Source organism: Streptomyces sp. NPDC002232 (assembly GCF_042890295.1).
Classification (GTDB): domain Bacteria; phylum Actinomycetota; class Actinomycetes; order Streptomycetales; family Streptomycetaceae; genus Streptomyces.
Window position 1 is genome coordinate 66,130 of sequence record NZ_JBIARV010000008.1, and the last position, 15,864, is coordinate 81,993.

16 protein-coding genes are annotated in these 15,864 nt (G+C 74.5%); 6 read left to right on the forward strand and 10 right to left on the reverse strand.

Annotated elements, in window-relative coordinates; translation table 11 throughout:
• The 3 genes from ACFYXU_RS34190 to ACFYXU_RS34200 all read right to left on the reverse strand — a co-directional run bounded on the left by ACFYXU_RS34190 (position 1) and on the right by ACFYXU_RS34200 (position 3,238).
• Positions 1 to 657, reverse strand: a complete 657-nt coding sequence (locus ACFYXU_RS34190; protein WP_389461495.1) for a pyridoxal 5'-phosphate synthase — start codon at positions 655 to 657, stop codon at positions 1 to 3.
• Positions 654 to 1,919: an FAD-dependent monooxygenase gene (locus ACFYXU_RS34195; RefSeq protein ID WP_389461497.1), complete on the reverse strand. Its 1,266-nt coding sequence runs from the start codon at positions 1,917 to 1,919 to the stop codon at positions 654 to 656. Before ACFYXU_RS34195 ends, ACFYXU_RS34190 begins: the two co-directional genes overlap by 4 nt.
• A gap of 155 nt (positions 1,920 to 2,074) precedes the next feature.
• Complete coding sequence (locus ACFYXU_RS34200; protein ID WP_389408868.1) at positions 2,075 to 3,238, reverse strand: acetyl-CoA acetyltransferase; 1,164 nt, start codon at positions 3,236 to 3,238, stop codon at positions 2,075 to 2,077.
• 106 nt (positions 3,239 to 3,344) lie between these two features.
• Between ACFYXU_RS34200 and ACFYXU_RS34205 the strand changes: the two genes are divergently transcribed.
• Both ACFYXU_RS34205 and ACFYXU_RS34210 read left to right on the forward strand, forming a co-directional pair.
• Positions 3,345 to 4,565 carry an acyl-CoA dehydrogenase family protein gene (locus ACFYXU_RS34205; RefSeq protein ID WP_389461499.1) on the forward strand — a complete coding sequence of 407 codons (1,221 nt, stop codon included), beginning with the start codon at positions 3,345 to 3,347 and terminating at the stop codon, positions 4,563 to 4,565.
• Positions 4,566 to 5,036, forward strand: a complete 471-nt coding sequence (locus ACFYXU_RS34210) for a nitroreductase family deazaflavin-dependent oxidoreductase (protein ID WP_361394511.1) — start codon at positions 4,566 to 4,568, stop codon at positions 5,034 to 5,036.
• Positions 5,037 to 5,299: 263 nt separating this feature from the next.
• On the opposite strand, the gene ACFYXU_RS34215 is transcribed toward ACFYXU_RS34210, so the two are convergent.
• Positions 5,300 to 5,947 (reverse strand): TetR family transcriptional regulator, encoded by a 648-nt coding sequence (locus ACFYXU_RS34215; protein ID WP_329853105.1) that lies wholly within the window; start codon positions 5,945 to 5,947, stop codon positions 5,300 to 5,302.
• 307 nt (positions 5,948 to 6,254) lie between these two features.
• Between ACFYXU_RS34215 and ACFYXU_RS34220 the strand changes: the two genes are divergently transcribed.
• Both ACFYXU_RS34220 and ACFYXU_RS34225 read left to right on the forward strand, forming a co-directional pair.
• Positions 6,255 to 7,040 (forward strand): VOC family protein, encoded by a 786-nt coding sequence (locus tag ACFYXU_RS34220; RefSeq protein ID WP_376511810.1) that lies wholly within the window; start codon positions 6,255 to 6,257, stop codon positions 7,038 to 7,040.
• A 163-nt stretch (positions 7,041 to 7,203) separates the two neighbouring features.
• The gene (locus ACFYXU_RS34225) at positions 7,204 to 9,633 is read left to right on the forward strand and encodes a PQQ-binding-like beta-propeller repeat protein (protein WP_389461501.1); all 2,430 of its coding nucleotides are present in this window, start codon (positions 7,204 to 7,206) and stop codon (positions 9,631 to 9,633) included.
• 36 nt (positions 9,634 to 9,669) lie between these two features.
• Here ACFYXU_RS34225 and ACFYXU_RS34230 read toward each other — a convergent pair whose 3' ends face one another.
• On the reverse strand, positions 9,670 to 10,251 hold the full coding sequence (locus tag ACFYXU_RS34230; protein ID WP_389461503.1) for a hypothetical protein: 582 nt from the start codon (positions 10,249 to 10,251) through the stop codon (positions 9,670 to 9,672).
• A 126-nt stretch (positions 10,252 to 10,377) separates the two neighbouring features.
• Here ACFYXU_RS34230 and ACFYXU_RS34235 point away from each other — a divergent pair, with 126 nt between their 5' ends.
• Positions 10,378 to 10,932: a hypothetical protein gene (locus ACFYXU_RS34235; RefSeq protein ID WP_389408866.1), complete on the forward strand. Its 555-nt coding sequence runs from the start codon at positions 10,378 to 10,380 to the stop codon at positions 10,930 to 10,932.
• 52 nt (positions 10,933 to 10,984) lie between these two features.
• On the opposite strand, the gene ACFYXU_RS34240 is transcribed toward ACFYXU_RS34235, so the two are convergent.
• The 3 genes from ACFYXU_RS34240 to ACFYXU_RS34250 are packed head-to-tail and all read right to left on the reverse strand — an operon-like array spanning position 10,985 to position 13,327.
• Positions 10,985 to 11,761, reverse strand: coding sequence for an enoyl-CoA hydratase/isomerase family protein (locus tag ACFYXU_RS34240; RefSeq protein WP_389461505.1), 777 nt, complete (start codon positions 11,759 to 11,761; stop codon positions 10,985 to 10,987).
• The gene (locus ACFYXU_RS34245) at positions 11,758 to 12,183 is read right to left on the reverse strand and encodes a Zn-ribbon domain-containing OB-fold protein (protein ID WP_376511817.1); all 426 of its coding nucleotides are present in this window, start codon (positions 12,181 to 12,183) and stop codon (positions 11,758 to 11,760) included. Before ACFYXU_RS34245 ends, ACFYXU_RS34240 begins: the two co-directional genes overlap by 4 nt.
• 1 nt (position 12,184) lies before the next feature.
• Positions 12,185 to 13,327, reverse strand: coding sequence for a lipid-transfer protein (locus ACFYXU_RS34250; RefSeq protein WP_389461507.1), 1,143 nt, complete (start codon positions 13,325 to 13,327; stop codon positions 12,185 to 12,187).
• An 84-nt stretch (positions 13,328 to 13,411) separates the two neighbouring features.
• On the opposite strand from ACFYXU_RS34250, the gene ACFYXU_RS34255 reads away from it, so the two are divergent.
• Positions 13,412 to 14,977, forward strand: a complete 1,566-nt coding sequence (locus tag ACFYXU_RS34255; protein ID WP_376511820.1) for a FadD3 family acyl-CoA ligase — start codon at positions 13,412 to 13,414, stop codon at positions 14,975 to 14,977.
• 55 nt (positions 14,978 to 15,032) lie between these two features.
• Here ACFYXU_RS34255 and ACFYXU_RS34260 read toward each other — a convergent pair whose 3' ends face one another.
• Together ACFYXU_RS34260 and ACFYXU_RS34265 are read right to left on the reverse strand one after the other, a co-directional pair.
• Entirely contained in the window at positions 15,033 to 15,203 is a 171-nt protein-coding gene (locus ACFYXU_RS34260) for a hypothetical protein (protein WP_389408864.1), read from the reverse strand.
• Positions 15,204 to 15,493: 290 nt separating this feature from the next.
• Entirely contained in the window at positions 15,494 to 15,724 is a 231-nt protein-coding gene (locus ACFYXU_RS34265) for a hypothetical protein (protein ID WP_376511823.1), read from the reverse strand.
• Positions 15,725 to 15,864 lie beyond the last annotated feature (140 nt).

Here is a 15,864-nt window from a genome sequence, read left to right on the forward strand (position 1 = left end):
TCAGGGCCAAAGGAGTTCGCGGGTCCAGTCGCCGTCCGTCGTGCGGCGGTAGCGGAAGCGGACGTGGCGGCGGCGTTCGTCGCCCTGGAAGAACTCGACCTCGGCCGGTGCGACGACGTACAGGGTCCAGGAGGGGGCGGGGGCGTCCGGCTCGGCCTCGGCCCGGGTCCAGGCGGCCTCGCTCGCGGAGGCGAGGGTGCCGGGGGAGTCGAGGAGCTCGCTCTGCCGGCCCACGAGCGCGGCGGCGAGCGCGCCGGTGCTGCGGGCGTGGAGGTCCTCGTACGCCTCCTCGCGGGTGCCGGCGGTGACGTGGCCCCGGATCCGGACCTGGCGGCCCTGGACCGGCCAGTAGAAGCCGAGCGCGGCCTCGGGGCGGGCGGCGAGCTGGAGGCCCTTGGCGCTGGTGGCGTGCGAGGCGAAGTGCCAGCCCCGGGCGTCCGCGTCGTGCAGCATCACCGTGCGGACGTCGGGCCTGCCCTCCTCGTCCGCGGTGGCCAGGGAGAGGGTGTGCGGCTCGGTCTGGCCGGCCTCGACCGCCGCCGTGAACCACTCGTGGAAGAGCGGGAGCGGCTCGGGCGGGGCGGTCGCCGGGTCGAAGGACGGGAGGTCGGTGTCCCAGACCCGGAGGGAGCGGAGGGCGCTGTGGAAGTCGGTCATGCGGACACGGTAGGGCGTGCGGGGGTGCCGGCGGCGGCCGGTGCCGGGTAGTCGACCAGCGGGACCGCGTGGGCGGCCGCCTGGATGCCGTCGCGGATCTTCTTCGCGATGAGGTTCTTCCAGGGGGTCTTCGGCAGGGTGCGGACCATGAACATGCGCAGGGCGATCTTCCACTTCGAGGCGACGGTCATCTCCCCGACGAAGCCCTCGGCCATCTTCTGGTTCTGCTCGACGCCGGGCCGCATGAGCCGCTCGTAGCGGGCGAAGGCCGCGGTGTGGTCGCCGCCCGCGCGGGCGAGTTCGCCCGCCAGGACGTAGGCGCCGGTGAGGGCGAGGCCGGTGCCCTGGCCGGAGGCGGGGGAGGCGCAGTGGGCGGCGTCGCCGAGGAGGACGACCCGGCCCCGGGACCAGCGGTCCATCTCGATGAGGGACATGGAGTCGAGGTAGAAGTCGTCGGCGTCGGCGGCGTGGCCGAGGAGCCGGGGGACCTCCCAGCCGTCGCCGGCGAAGCGGTCGGCGAGGGCGCGCTTCTGGGCGGTGACGTCCCGCGGGTCGTGGGGGAGTTCGGGGGAGGAGAAGACGAAGAGGTTCTTGGCGTCGCTCTCGCCGGCCGAGCTGTAGGCGCAGACCAGCTTCCCGGGGAGGGCGTGGTAGGTCTCCCAGCGGTCCAGGCGGAGGTGGTTGGGGGCGGTGAAGATGGAGACGTACGCGCCGAGGTGGCGCTTGTAGCGCTCCTCGGGGCCGAAGGCGAGCCGGCGGGTGTTCGAGTGGAGTCCGTCGGCGCCGACGACCAGGTCGAAGCGGCGGACGGTGCCGCTGTCGAAGGTGACGGTGACGCCGTCGGCGTCCTCGTCCAGGGCGGCGATCGAGTCGCCGAAGACGTACTCGACGTCCTCGCGGGTGCGGTCGTACAGGATGCGGGCGAGCTCGCCGCGCATGATCTCGTCGTCCCCCTCGACGCGGCCGCCGAAGATGTCGGCGGGCAGTTCGCCGATGGTGCGGCCCGCGTCGTCGACGTAGGAGCCGCCGCGCATGTCGGTGGAGCGGGCGCGGATGTCGTCGAGGACGCCCATCCGGCGGCAGACCTCGATCGCGGTGCCGCGGATGTCCACCTTGTAGCCGCCGGTGCGGAGTTCGGGGGCGCGCTCGACGACGGTGGGCGCGAAGCCGTAGCGGTGCAGCCAGAGGGCGAGGGCGGGGCCGGCGATCGAGGCGCCGGAGATCAGGACGGTCCGGGCGGCGGTGGGCTTCGTGCTGCTCATGGCAGGACTCCTTGTCGGGTGTCTGCGGGCCGTTCCCCTGCCCGCGGACATGACTATACGGATGTCCTACACGCTTGTCTATGACGCTTGTATAGATCTCTTGGGGCGGTCGGTCGGCCCCGGCCCGGCGCCGGTGCTCCCGGGGCGCCGGCCCGTCAGCCCCGCCCCAGCACCACCGTCCCCGAGGAGCAGAACCAGCCCCCCGTCCCCGAGGCCACCGCCAGCTCCGGCAGGGAGCCGTCCGGCCGCCGCACCTGGAGTCCCGGCGCCTCGCCGCGCAGCTGCCGCACCGCCTCCACCAGCAGGAACAGGCCGCGCATCCCCGGATGGCAGGCCGACAGGCCGCCGCCGTCCGTGTTCACCGGCAGCCCGTCCTTCTGCTGGACGAACGCCCCGCCCTCGCCCTTCGCGCAGAAGCCCAGGTCCTCCAGGGTCACCAGCGTCATGTACGTGAAGGCGTCGTAGACCTCGGCCACCTCGATGTCGGCGGGCCGCACGCCCGCGCGCGCGAAGGCCAGCCGCCCGCTGACCGCCGCCGGCGAGACCGTGAAGTCCTCCCACTCGGACATCGTGGTGTGCGAGGCGTGCTCGCCCGTGCCGAGCACCCACACCGGCGCCGTGCGGCAGTCCTGGACGTACTCCTCGGCGACCAGCAGCACCGCGCAGCCGCCGTCGCTGCGGATGCAGCAGTGCAGCTTGGTGAAGGGGTCCGCGATCATCGGCCCGTCCAGGACGTCGTCCACGGTGATCGGCTCGCGGAACATCGCCTCCGGGTTGAGCGCCGCGTTCGCCCGCGCCCGGACGGCCACCTCCGCGAGCTGCTCCGGCGTCGTGCCGTACTCGTGCATGTGACGGCGGGCGGCCATCGCGTACTTGGCGATCAGGGTGTGCCCGTACGGGACCTCGAACTGGAGCGGCCCGCGCGAGCCGAACGACAGGTTCGCGGTGCGGCGGCGGGCCCGGACGTCGGCGCGGGCGGTGGAGCCGTACACGAGCAGGACCGCGTTCGCGTGACCCGCCGCGATCGCGTCGGCGGCGTGCGCGGCCATGACCTCCCAGGTGGCGCCGCCGACGGCGGTCGAGTCCACCCAGCGGGGGCGCAGGCCCAGGTACTCGGCGACCTCGACCGGGGCGAGGGTCCCGAGGCCCGCCGAGGCCAGGCCGTCGACCAGCGAGCGGTCGAGGCCGCTGTCCGCGAGGGCGCGCCGGGCGGCCTGGGCGTGCAGGGCGTACGGGGTGGCCTCGTCGACCCGGCCGCAGTCGGAGAGGGAGACGCCGACGACGGCGACGCGGCGGGAGCTGCGTGTGGTGGTGGGCATGAATCTGACGGTACATCAGATTTGCCGAATCGGGACCGGCGCTTCTCTGGGCAACCAGCCCCGCACCGCCTTAGCATGACGCACCGTCAGATACGGAGGGAGCTCCATGGACGCCGTCGATGCCGCCGCGCTCACCGCCCCACGAGCGGAACCGCCCACCCGCGGACCCGTCGCCCCGACCGCCGAGGAGCAGGAGTTCCGCCGCCCCCTGCGGGACCTGCTCGCCGAGCGGGCCGGACCCCGCGCCAACCGCGCGGCCACCGCCACCCCCGAGGGCTACGACACCGCGCTCTGGGCCCGCATGGCCGACCCCCTGGGCCTCGCCGGACTCACCCTCCCCGCCGAGTACGGCGGCACCGGCCGCGGCCCGGCCGCGCTCGCCCTCGCCTGCGAGGAGACCGGCCGCGCCCTCGCCCCCTCCCCGCTCCTCGCCACGACCGTCCTCGTCGCCCCGCTCCTCGCGGCCCTCGGCACCCCCGCGCAGCGCGCCGCACTCCTCCCGCGCGTCGCCGACGGCACCCTCACCTGCGCCCTCGCCGTCCCCGTCGGCATCGCCCACGCCCTCGGCCTGACCGGCGACAACACCGCGGACCACTGGTCCGGCGGCGGCCGGGCCGGCGGCATCCAGGCGGCGCGCGCGGCGGACGGCGGCTGGCGCCTCTACGGCGAGGCCGCCCGGGTCATCGACGGACACTGCGCCGGACTCCTCCTCGTCGCCGCCCACGCCGGCGGCTTCGCCCGCAGCCGGACGCTCCTCTTCCTGGTCCCCGCCGACGCCCCCGGGCTCGTACGGACCCGGGAACCGGCCCTCGACCTCACCCGCAACCAGGCCACCGTCCAGTTCCGGGACACCGCCGCTGAACTCCTCGGCGAGGAACCCGCCGACGTCCTCGGCGCCCTCGCGGCCACCGGCCGCACCGCCGCCGTGATGCTGGCCGCCGAGGCGGTCGGCGCCGCCTCGGCCGCCCTCGACCGCGCCGCCGGGCACCTCGGACGGGGCGCCGGGCACCTCGGCGGGGGGCCCGCCGCCGGATCCCGCCACCGCCTCGCCGAGCTGTACGTCCAGGTCGAGGCGGCCCGCGCGCTGACCTACTGCGCGGCCCGCGAGGCCGGCCCGGGCCCCGACGGCGGACCGCTCGCCCTCGCCCACGCCCTGGAGGCCCTGCGCGCCACCTCGGCGGAGGTCCTCCAGCTCGACGGCACCGACACCTGGGAGGACGTCTCCTTCAAGCGGGCCGCCTCCGACGACATGCTCTTCGGCCCCGCCCGGCGGCTGCGCGCCCGGGTCGCGGAGCGCACCGGACTCCACGGAGAGGAGGCGGCGTAGATGGCCGCCGGACGCAGGCTCGTGCAGAAGGTGTCCTCGACCCGGACCTTCGCCCGGGTCGCCCCCCATGTCATCCCGGCCATGGACCGGGCCGTGCACCGGCTGACCGGGGGAAAGGTGCTGCTCAGCGCACGGATGCTGCCCGGGGTGATCCTCACCGCCCGGGGGGCGAGGAGCGGCCTGCCACGGGTCACGCCGCTGGCCTGCATGCCCGAGGGGGAGGGCCGCTGGCTGCTGGTCGGCTCCAACTTCGGCCGTCCGGGGCACCCCGCCTGGACGGCGAACCTGCTCGCCCATCCGGACGCCGAGGTCAACTGGCGGGGCGAGGACGTCCCCGTACGGGCGGAACTGCTCGCGGGGGAGGAGCGGGCGGAGGCCTGGCGGGCGGCGCTGGAGTTCTGGCCGCCCTACGCCACGTACCAGGCACGCATCGAGCGCGAGATCCGGCTCTTCCGGCTGACCCGGAGGTGAGGCCGCCGATCCGGGCGTCGGGGGACGGGCCCGTGCGGCGGCGGTCCGGGCGGCCCCTGCGGCGGCGGCCGGGCCCGGCCCCGGAGCCGGGCTCCCGGCCCCCGGACACGCGGCCCGGCCCCCGGACGCGCGCCCGACCCCGGAAAGGGGCCCTCACCCCGGGAACGGCCCCCCGCCCCCGGACACGGCGACGCCGACGGCGGTCCGTGGGGGCGGGCCGCCGCCGGCGTCGGCGACAGGACGGGTGAAGGGGCGGGGCGGAGCTATCTGGTCGGCTTCTTGCCGGTGATGCCCAGATGCACCAACAGGGCCAGGTTCGGCTTGAGTTCGGCCTGCTTGACGCCCCAGGTCTGGAAGCCCTTCTGGTGTCCCGCGACCGAGGCCAGCATCGCCACCAGGGAGCCGGCCATCGCGGCGGGGCTGACGTCCTTGTCGACCTTGCCCTTGGCCTGGAGCTCCTTCACCGCGTCCGTGAGGGAGTTGGTGACCGAGTTCAGGATCTTCATGCGGATCTTGTAGAACCGCTTGTCGCCCTCGGCGGCGCCGAGGTCCACGACCCGCAGGATCGCGTCGTGCTTCCGCCAGAAGTCCAGGAAGCCCTCGACGAGGTCCTCCGAGGTCTGCCAGCCTGCCTTGCCGACCCAAGAGCGGCCGGAGACCAGCTCGGTCAACGCGGCGCCCTCCTTGGCCATTTCCTCCGCGATCTCGAGGACCGCTCCCTCGACGTCCGGGAAGTACTGATAGAACGTCGCGGGTGAAGTACCCGCCTTCCGGGCCACATCGATGACCTTGACGTCCCGGTAGGGCGAGGAGCTGAGCATCTCACCGAGGCAGTCGAGCAGCTTCTGCCGCGTCGCCTGGCCGCGTCGTCCGGCCACGCGGCCGTCGACGGTGCGTACTTGTCCTGTCATGCCGTCAGCTTACCGAGGGGGGGTCGGCGCGCGATTCGGCCGACTGCAAATGGGGTGCGAGCCCGTTCTGCGAGGTCGGCGCGGGTGCGTGGTGGAGGGGGAGGGGCGGTATCGAGCCAGTGTCATGAGCGGGCGGGCGGCCGCCGGGGCCGGCCGGGGGAGTCCCGCACTCGAATAGGCTTATGAACAGCCTGTGGACAACTTCGGTGGACAACTCAGGCGCCGCAAGGGTTCCGCCCGGATGAATCGCCACTTTGTTCGCATTCCGGGGCGTGCGGGGCCGCCCCCGCCGCCCTAGCGTGGACGCATGGCCGTACGCACCGAGGGCACCCCCTGCTGGGTGGACGCACAGCTCCCCGACCTGGAAGCGGGCAAGCGCTTCTACGGCGAGCTCTTCGGCTGGACCTTCGACCCCGACCGCGACGAGGCCCTCCTCGACGGCCGCCGGGCCGCCGGGCTCGTGCCCAAGCGCGACGGGCGCATGCCCACCACATGGACCCTCTACCTCGCCACCGCCGACGCCGGCACCCTCGCCGCCCGGATCAGGGCCGCCGGCGGGCAGATGGTCATGGACCCCTACCCCGTCGGCCCCTTCGGGGTCTATGCGCTCGCCGCCGACCCCGGCGGCGCGGTCTTCGGCCTCCGCCAGGACGGCGACGACGACGGCTTCGAGGTCACGGACGAACCCGGCGCCTTCCGCTGGATGGAGGTCCACACGCGCCGCCCGGACGCCGTCGACACCTTCTACGCCACCGTCTTCGGCTACCTCGGCCGCCAGGCCGACGCCCAGCGGGAGGGCGCGGGCTTCGACTACCGCGTCTGGTCCCCGCCCGGCTCCCGGCCCGGCGACGACAGCGCCTTCGCCGGGCGGGCCGTCATCACCGACGCCTTCCCCGCCGAGATGCCCGGCCACGTCCTGGTCCACTTCGCCGTCGCGGACTGCGACGAGGCCTGCGAGACCGCGGTCCGGCTCGGCGGCCGGGTCGCCACCCCGGCCGTCGACACCCCGCACGGCCGCGTCGCCGTCCTCCACGACGACCAGGGCGCCCGGTTCGCCGTCCTGGCGGCACCGAATCCGCCCCCTGTGGACTGATCCGTCCCCCGCTGTACCGGCCGGTACCCCCCGTACCGCAGCACCCCCGTACGAGGTGTGACACCCCGATCCGCCCCCGGGTTCGCAACCGGGCCTCCGGACAGGAAGAATCAGGGGCCACGGGGCCGTACCCTCATGGCCCGTACGGGGAGGTGGCAGGCAAGTGGAACAGCTGACGCAGCACGACCCGAGACGTATCGGGCCCTTCGAGGTGCTGGGCCGGCTCGGCGCGGGCGGAATGGGCCTGGTCTATCTCGCGCGCTCGGCCTCGGGCCGGCGCGTGGCGATCAAGACCGTGCGCACGGAGCTCGCGGAGGACCAGCTGTTCCGGGTCCGCTTCACCCGGGAGGTGGAGGCCGCCCGGGCGGTCTCCGGCTTCTACACGGCGGCCGTCGTCGACGCCGACCCGCGGGCCGCCGTGCCCTGGCTGGCCACCGCCTACGTCCCGGCGCCCTCCCTCGAAGAGATAGTGAACGAGTGCGGGCCGCTCCCGGCCCAGGCCGTCCGCTGGTTCGCCGCGGGCGTCGCCGAGGCGTTGCAGTCCATCCACGGCGCGGGCCTGGTCCACCGCGACCTCAAGCCCTCGAACGTCCTCGTCGTCGAGGACGGTCCCCGGGTGATCGACTTCGGCATCGCGTCGGGCGTCTCCAACACGCGCCTGACCATGACCAACGTCGCCGTCGGCACCCCCGCCTACATGTCGCCCGAGCAGGCCCGCGACTCGCGCAGCGTCACCGGCGCCAGCGACGTCTTCTCGCTGGGCTCGATGCTGGTCTTCGCCGCCACCGGCCACGCGCCCTACCACGGCGCCAACCCGGTCGAGACGGTCTTCATGCTGCTGCGGGAGGGCCCGGACCTGGAGGGCCTCCCGGAGGAGCTGCGGCCCCTCATCGAGTCCTGCATGCAGATGGACGTCACCCGCAGGCCCACCCCGGCCGACCTCCAGGCGCAGCTCGCCCCGCACCTCTTCGGGCCCGGCAGCGACGACAGCGGCACGGCGTCCGCGTGGCTGCCGCAGAGCGCCACCGCCATGATCGAGCGGCGCCGCGGCGGCGGCCGCAGGCCGGCCGCGCCGGTCGCGCCGCCGCGTCCCCCGGCGGACCCGCCGGGCCCGCGCCAGGACCCGCGCTTCCCGGACCGCGCCCCGGAGCGGCCGGAGCACGCTCCGGACCCGGCGCCCGTCGGCGGCCGGCACGCCGGTCCCGCCGCGAGCACGGGCGGTCCGGTGCGGCTCGGCGGCGCGACCGTGCCGATCGGCCCCGGGCCCCGGGTCGCCGACACCCGGGCGGCGCTCGCCGTCGGCCGGGGTGCCGACGCGGGTCCCGCGACCGGCTGGATCCGCCCGCCCGGCGGCGGCCCGCACGGTGCCGAGCAGGCACCGCGGCCCGGCTCCCGCGCGGTGCCCCCGCAGGGCGCCGACCAGGCGGCGCCGCAGCCCCCGCCGGAGCCCGGCCACTGGCGGCCCTGGCGCTTCCGCATGTCGAACGACGTCTGGGGCACCCCGGTCGTCGACGGCGACCTGCTGTACGTGACCTCCTTCGAGGTGCACGCCCTGGACACGGGGAGCGGCCGGCGCCAGTTCAAGACCCGGGACGTGGCCTGGTCGATGGCCGTGGCCGCGGGCCGTATCCACGCCTCCGACGGGCCCACGCTGTACGCCCTCGACGCCACCGACGGCAGCGAGCGCTGGCGGCTGCGCACGGACGCCTGGGTGTACTCCCTCCAGGTCGACCGGGGCACGGTCGTCACCGGTACGCGCGGCGGCGGGGTGCAGGGCTGGGAGGCCTCCAACGGCGCCAAGCTGTGGGAGGTGACCGGGGCCCAGACCGACTTCGAGACCCCGGAGGCGGGGCCCGCCGTGCACGGCGACACCGTGTACGTGTGGCGGGACGCCCGGCTCCAGGCGCTCGACGCCCGTACGGGCGTGGAGCGCTGGTCGTACCCGATCGGGGACGCCGCCTCCTGCGCGAACGTGCCGGTCCGGGTGGCCCCGGCCGAGGACGGCTGCGTCTACGTCTCCGCCGGCACCCGGGTGCTGTCGATCGACATCGCGGGCGGGCACGTCCGCTGGCACTTCGAGGCGCCGGCCGTGTTCCTGTCCCCGCCCGCGTTCGCGCCGGGACCGGCGGTCACCGGCGGCGGGGTGTACCTGTCGGACCACCTCGGCACGGTGTACGCGCTCGACGCGACCACCGGGCAGGACCGCTGGCGGATCGCGACCGAGCCGCGCCAGTCCGCCGAGCCGGTGCTCGTCGCCGACGGCAACGTCCACGTGGGCAGCGGCAGCGCGCTCTACACGCTCGACGCGGTGACCGGCACCCCCCGGTGGCGGTTCGCGGCGGGCGGCGAACTGGTCGGCTCCCCGGTCGTCGCGGACGGCCGGGTGCACTTCGGCTCGGCCGACCACGTCCTGTACACCCTGGACGCGACCGGCGGTCAGCTCCGCTGGAAGCTCGCGACCGGCGGCGAGATCACCGGCTCGCCGGTGGCGAAGGGCGGTGTCGTGTACGCGTGCAGCAAGGACCGCTGCGTGTACGCGCTGGACGCGGTCAAGGGCACGGCGACCGGCAACCGGGGAGCGGCCCGCTCGTAGCCGGCCCCGCCGCACGACGAACCCGCCGCTCCCGGGCTAGCTCCCGGGCGGCGGGTTCTTCCCTTCCGGGTCCCGCGCCGGCGGCCCGTCCGGCACGTCGTAGGTCCGGGTCTCCGCCCACGGGGCGTCCGCGGGAGGGGGCTCCGGGGCCGGTTCCGGTGCCGGACGGTGGGGCCCGGGCGGCACGTCCACCCGGTGGCGGCGCGGGTGGCGCCCCGACATCACGAGCGCGCCGAGGAGCAGCAGGACCCCGCCGCCCAGGGCGTTCGCGACGCCGTCGCCGAGCCCGGCGCCGTCCGGGCCGACCGCGAGGCTGCCCTCGGCCTGGCCGACCCGCACCATCCACAGCACGGTGAAGCCGAGGACGACGAGCCCGGCGAGGGCGACGAGCGGGCGGGAGCGGAGCACGACGCCGACGAGGGTGAGGAGCGCGGCGAAGGCGAAGGGCAGCAGGATCGAGCCCGCGAGGTCCGCCTTGGCGTCGGTGATGCCGGTGAAGAGTTCCCCGATGGCGTAGTCACGCCCGTGACGGCCGTCGTACCAGGCACGGAAGGGGCTCCAGACGGCGGCCGTCGCTCCGGCGAGAGCCAGGACGGATCCGACGACGTTGCGGATCATCGATGCGGCCTCCTCGGCGGTCCGGCTCTCGCTCCCGACGCTACGCCGGGTGAGGGGGGCCCGCCATGCGGCGCGGGGACGGCGCTACTGTGGCGCGGACACGACAGACAGGACGAGGGTGCGGCGATGGTACGGACGCGTCTGAAGCTCGCGGCGACGCTCACGGTGGTGGTCCTCGCGCTGACGGGGTTCCACACCGGGAAGGGCGGCCACGGCAGCGGCGGCGGGAAGGGCAAGAGCGGCAAGAGCCGGAGCCACTCCGGTTCGCACGACGACGACGATGACGATTCGGGCGGCGGCTGCTCCAGCGACGAGAAGAGCAACGACGACTACAGCGGGTCGGGCGGCTCCACCCCCTCCGCCAGTCCTTCGCCCACGTCGGCACAGGTCGAGGTCGTCGTCGTCGACTGCGTGAAGCCCGCCCGGAAGAAGCGCGCGGGCCGGCCCGCCCGGAAGGCGGACACCACGTCGACCCTGCGGATCACCTCGCACGACGCCGTGGAGGGCACGTACGAGGTGACCCTGGAGTTCAAGGGGGCGACGGGTTCGGCGGTCGACTCGAAGACGGCCCTCGTCACCGTCGGGGCCTACGAGAAGAAGACCTTCGAGGTCGCGATGAGGAACCCGAAGGCCGTCTCGTCGGTCCGGGACTGCTGGGTGTACGACGTGCGGAAGAAGTAGCGGTGCCCACCGGCCGGCCGCCGGTGGTCCCCGCGAACTCCGGCCGCCTCCGCTACCGGAGCCGGTGCCCGCCGCCCCTCCGGGTGAACAGCTCGGTCTGCCGGTCCGCCGGGAGGTTGCCGAGCGTCACCAGGTGCGGGGCGTGGGCGAAGGCCTGGGCGCGGGCGGCGCCGTCGACCGACCACAGGGCCCGCACCGTCCCCTGGACGGCCTCGGTCGGGTGGGAGGCGATGACGGCGGCGGCCGCCCGGGCGGCGTCGAGCGCCCCGCCCGCCGGGGTCAGCTCGGAGACCAGTCCCGTCTCGTACGCGCGCCGGGCGGAGATCCGCTCGGCGCTGCCCATGAGGGCCATCCGGGCGACCTCCCCGTAGGGCATCCTCCGCGCCATGTGGATGGTCTCGAAGGCGCTGACCATCCCGTAGGTGGTGTGCGGGTCGAAGAAGGCGGCGCCCTCGCCCGCGACCACGAACTCCGCCTCGCCGAGCAGGTAGAAGGCCCCGCCGCAGGCCAGGCCCTCGACCGCGGCGATCACCGGTTTCCACAGGTCGTTGGCCTTGGGGCCGAGGGTGAGGAGGGGGTCGTCGATCGTGTACGGGGACGAGGGCTGCGGGATCCGCCCGGCGTCCTCGCGGTCGATCCCGGTGCAGAAGGCCCGCCCGCCGGCCCCGGTGACGACGACCGCCCGGACCTCGTCCTCGTACCGGAAGCCCTTCCAGACGGAGGCGAGTCCGCGGGCCATCTCCAGGGTGATCGCGTTGTGCTTCGCCGCCCGGTCGAGGGTGACGACGGCGACGCCGGTCTCCTTGTCGCGCTCGACGCGGATGCTCACGCGCGCTCCAGGAGCCAGCGCGGGACGGAGACGCCGTCGATCTCGGTGAAGGCGATCCGCACCGGGGCGCCGATGCGCAGCCGGGCCGGATCGACCGAGTTCAGGGGCGCGTCCGCGTCCGCCACGACGTTCCCGGCGAGGCGGATCCGGGGGGCGTCGGCGAGCTCGACGAGCACCGCGTTGTACGGGGCCTGGGCGGCGTAGTCGGGCAGGAGCGGCGGGTGGGGCAGGACGTACGACCAGATCCGGCCGCGCCCCGACATGAGCCGCCACTCGCTGTCGAAGGACCGGCAGCGCGGGCAGCAGGGGCGGGGCGGGAAGCGGAGCTCGCCGCAGGCGGCGCAGGCCTGGATCCGGAGTTCGCCCCGGGCGGTGAACTCCCAGAAGGGGGCGCCGTCTTCGTCGATGACGGGGTTCAGCATGTCAGCTCCTGAGGAGGATCGCCGATGTGGGGACGCCCTCGCCCGCCGTGACCAGGCAGGTGGCGGCGTCGGGGACCTGGGCGGTGGAGGTGCCGCGGAGCTGCTTCACGCCCTCGTTGATGAGGTTGAAGCCGTGGACGTACGCCTCGGAGAGCCCGCCGCCGCCGGTGTTGAGCGGCAGCCGGCCGCCGATCTCCAGGGCGCCGCCCTCGGTGAAGGCGCCGCCCTCGCCGCGCCCGCAGAAGCCGTAGCCCTCCAGGGAGAGCGGGACGAGCGGGGTGAAGGCGTCGTAGATCTGGGCGACGTCGACGTCCTCGGGGCCGAAGTCGGCCTGCTTCCAGAGGTGGCGGGCGGCGGTCCAGGCGGGACCGGACAGCGGGTCGTCGTTCCAGTAGTTGACCATGCCGTGGTGCTGGCTGGGCAGGCCCTGCGCGGCGGCGTGCACGTAGACGGGCCTGCGGCGGCAGTCGCGGGCGCGCGCGGCGCCGACGATGACGCAGGCCAGGGCGCCGTCGGTCTCCAGGCAGTTGTCGAAGAGGCAGAGCGGCTCGCTGATCCAGCGGGCGGTCATGTACATCTCGCGGGTCAGCGGCCGCTCGTACATGATCGCGGCGGGGTTCTGGTTGGCGCGGTTGCGGCAGGCCAGGGCCACGTTGAAGAGGTGGTCGCGGGTGGCGCCGTACTCGTGCATGTACCGGCGGGTGAGCATGCCGATCTCGTCGGCGGGGCGCAGCAGCCCGAAGGGGCGGGTCCACTGGCCGGGGGTGGGCAGCTGGACGGCGGTGTTCTTCCAGGGGCGGGGCCCGGAGCCGCGCTTCCTGGAGCGCCAGGCGACGCCGACGCTCGCCTGCCCGGTGGCGATCGCGGCGGCGAGGTGGCCGACGGTGGCGCAGGACCCGCCCCCGCCGTAGCCGACCTTGCTGAAGAAGGTGACGTCCCCGGCTCCGATGGCCTTGGCCACCTCGACCTCGTCGGTCTCCTCCATCGTGTACGAGGCGAAGGCGTCGACCTCGGAGGGGTCGATGCCGGCGTCGTCGAGAGCGGCGAGGATCGCCCGGCAGGCCAGGGTCTTCTCCGTCTCGGGGAGCTGTTTCGCGAAGGCGGTCTGTCCTATGCCGACGATGGCCGTGGCGTCCTTGAGCACCGAACCTCCTCATGGGGCAGCACTGCTGACAGCGCGTCAGGCTACAACTAATCTGACGGATAGTCAGCTACAGGGAGGTTGGGTATGGACCTGCGCGGCGACCTGGAGTGGGGCACGATCCCCGGGCTCGTACGGGCGGCGGCCGAGCGCCACGGGCCGAGGGAGGCCGTCGTCGACGGCCGCGTCCGCGTCACCTACGCCGAACTCGGCGAACGCGTCGAGCGGGCGGCCGCCGCCTGTCTCGCCACCGGCATACGGGCCGGGGACCGGGTCGCGGTCTGGGCCCCCAACACCCTCGACTGGATCGTCTCCGCCCTCGGCGCGGTCACCGCCGGAGCCGTCCTCGTCCCCCTCAACACCCGCTTCAAGGGCACCGAGGCCGCCGACGTCCTCCGGCGCTCCCGGGCCCGGCTGCTCTTCGTCACCGGCACCTTCCTCGGCACCTCGTACGTGGCCTCGCTGCGCCGCTCCGGGATCCCGCTCCCGCACCTGGAGAGGGTCGTGGTCCTCGGCGACACCGCGCCCGACGAGGCAGAGTGGACCACCTGGAAGGCCTTCCTCGCGGCCGGCGACGGCGTCCCGGCCGCCCGCGTCCGCGCCCGGGCCGACGGGATCGACCCTGCGGCCCCCTCCGACATCATCTACACCTCGGGCACCACCGGCCGCCCCAAGGGTGCGGTCATCAGCCACGCCCAGTCCCTGCGCTGCTACGCGATCTGGTCCGAGCTCGCCGGGCTCGCGGAGGGCGACCGCTACCTGGTGGTCAACCCCTTCTTCCACACCTTCGGCTACAAGGCCGGCATCCTCGCCTGCCTCATGCGGGGCGCGGTGATCGTCCCGCAGTCCGTCTTCACCGTGGACACCGTCCTCGCCAACATCGCCGCCGAACGCATCACCGTCCTCCCCGGCCCGCCCACCCTCCACCAGTCCCTCCTGGACCACCCCTCCCGCCCCGCCGCCGGACTCTCCACCCTCCGCCTCGTCGTCACCGGCGCGGCCGTGGTCCCGCTGCGGCTCGTCGAGCGCCTGCGCGACGAGCTGGGCGTGGGCACGGTCCTCACCGCGTACGGCCTCTCCGAGGCGAGCGGCGTCGTCACCATGTGCCGCCGCGACGACCCCGACGAGACCGTCGCCACCACCTCGGGCCGCCCGATCCCCGGCACCGAGGTCCGGCTCTCCGCCTCCGGCGAGGTCCTGGTCCGCGGCCACCACGTCATGCGCGGCTACTTCGAGGACGAGGCCGCGACGGCGGCGGCGATCGACGCGGACGGCTGGCTGCGCACGGGCGACATCGGCGTCCTGGACGAGGCGGGGAACCTCCGGATCACCGACCGCCTGAAGGACATGTTCATCGTGGGCGGCTTCAACGCCTACCCGGCCGAGATCGAGCAGCTCCTCGGCCTGCACCCGGACATCGCGGACGTCGCCGTCATCGGGATCCCGGACCCGCGCCTGGGCGAGGTCGGCAAGGCGTACGCCGTGCGGCGGGCGGGCGCGCGGGTCACGGCGGACGACCTGATCGCCTGGTCCCGCCGGGAGATGGCGAACTACAAGGTCCCGAGGGAGGTCGAGTTCGTCCCGGAACTCCCGAGGAACGCGAGCGGGAAGGTGGTGAAGGGGGAGCTGAGGGAGCGGGCGGCGACGACGTGACGGCGCGGGGAGGCGCGTCAGGTGCCACGCCTCCCCGCGCCCGTCGTGGCGGCGGTCAGGTCGCGTGGATGTTGTCCGTGCCGAGGTCCGTGGCCGGGACGTCCTTCGTGGGCGGAGCCCCGGTGACGTACGGGTCGGCCGGTGCCGGAGAGGCGACGACCGCGGCGACGGCGAGGGCTGCGGCGGCGAGGAGGGCGCCGATGAGGAAGCGCTTCGTGCGGGTCATGTCCAACTTTCCGTGGAGGCGGGGAGATGCGTACAGGTGGAGCGGGACCGCGCGCACGAAACGGACGGTCCCGCCGCGCACCGAAGCGACTGGAGGGGCCGGGCGGATGCCCGGCCCCTCCAGTCGCGGTGGTCCGATCGCGTTGCGCACGGGCCCTGCCCGGACGGATCCCCCCTGGTTCCGTCGGGCGTCCCCCGAGCCCGTGTGCTCCCCCGTCGACCGGACCTTCCCGGGCGGCCCCGGCGACTCCCCCGAAGTCGCCGCCGTGGCCGTTCCCCGTCGGGAGTGGTCTACTTGGCCGGCTCCGTGGTGGCGTGCATGTTGTCCGTGGTGGCCGTGCCGCCGCTGCCGTCGATCGGCTCCGTGGTGGCGTGCATGTTGCCGTTGATGCCGAGCTTCGCGGCCACCGAGTCGGCGAGCGGAGCGTCCGTCGCGTGCATGTTCTTGCTGACGATGTCCTCGCCGGTGGCGTGCATGTTCGTCGGCTTCGCGATGGGGGTGGTCGGGTCCAGGTCGGCCATGTTGATCAACTCCCGTGATGACTTCGGATGGGGCGAGTGGGCCCTGCCTGCCGTTCCCCCGTGGACAGCCGGAGGGCCCACTCGGAGCCGTTCACCCTAGTGCGACGGTGTGACGGCCAATCCATCGACCCGTCTGCCCC

Coding starts and splice junctions, on each gene's coding strand:
- ACFYXU_RS34245 (WP_376511817.1), bottom strand. CDS start 12,183: ATGCTGAACCCCGTCATCGACGAAGACGGCGCCCCCTTCTGGGAGTTC.
- ACFYXU_RS34190 (WP_389461495.1), bottom strand. CDS start 657: ATGACCGACTTCCACAGCGCCCTCCGCTCCCTCCGGGTCTGGGACACC.
- ACFYXU_RS34200 (WP_389408868.1), bottom strand. CDS start 3,238: ATGCCCACCACCACACGCAGCTCCCGCCGCGTCGCCGTCGTCGGCGTC.
- ACFYXU_RS34215 (WP_329853105.1), bottom strand. CDS start 5,947: ATGACAGGACAAGTACGCACCGTCGACGGCCGCGTGGCCGGACGACGC.
- ACFYXU_RS34260 (WP_389408864.1), bottom strand. CDS start 15,203: ATGACCCGCACGAAGCGCTTCCTCATCGGCGCCCTCCTCGCCGCCGCA.
- ACFYXU_RS34210 (WP_361394511.1), top strand. CDS start 4,566: ATGGCCGCCGGACGCAGGCTCGTGCAGAAGGTGTCCTCGACCCGGACC.
- ACFYXU_RS34220 (WP_376511810.1), top strand. CDS start 6,255: ATGGCCGTACGCACCGAGGGCACCCCCTGCTGGGTGGACGCACAGCTC.
- ACFYXU_RS34195 (WP_389461497.1), bottom strand. CDS start 1,919: ATGAGCAGCACGAAGCCCACCGCCGCCCGGACCGTCCTGATCTCCGGC.
- ACFYXU_RS34265 (WP_376511823.1), bottom strand. CDS start 15,724: ATGGCCGACCTGGACCCGACCACCCCCATCGCGAAGCCGACGAACATG.
- ACFYXU_RS34255 (WP_376511820.1), top strand. CDS start 13,412: ATGGACCTGCGCGGCGACCTGGAGTGGGGCACGATCCCCGGGCTCGTA.
- ACFYXU_RS34235 (WP_389408866.1), top strand. CDS start 10,378: ATGGTACGGACGCGTCTGAAGCTCGCGGCGACGCTCACGGTGGTGGTC.
- ACFYXU_RS34230 (WP_389461503.1), bottom strand. CDS start 10,251: ATGATCCGCAACGTCGTCGGATCCGTCCTGGCTCTCGCCGGAGCGACG.
- ACFYXU_RS34205 (WP_389461499.1), top strand. CDS start 3,345: ATGGACGCCGTCGATGCCGCCGCGCTCACCGCCCCACGAGCGGAACCG.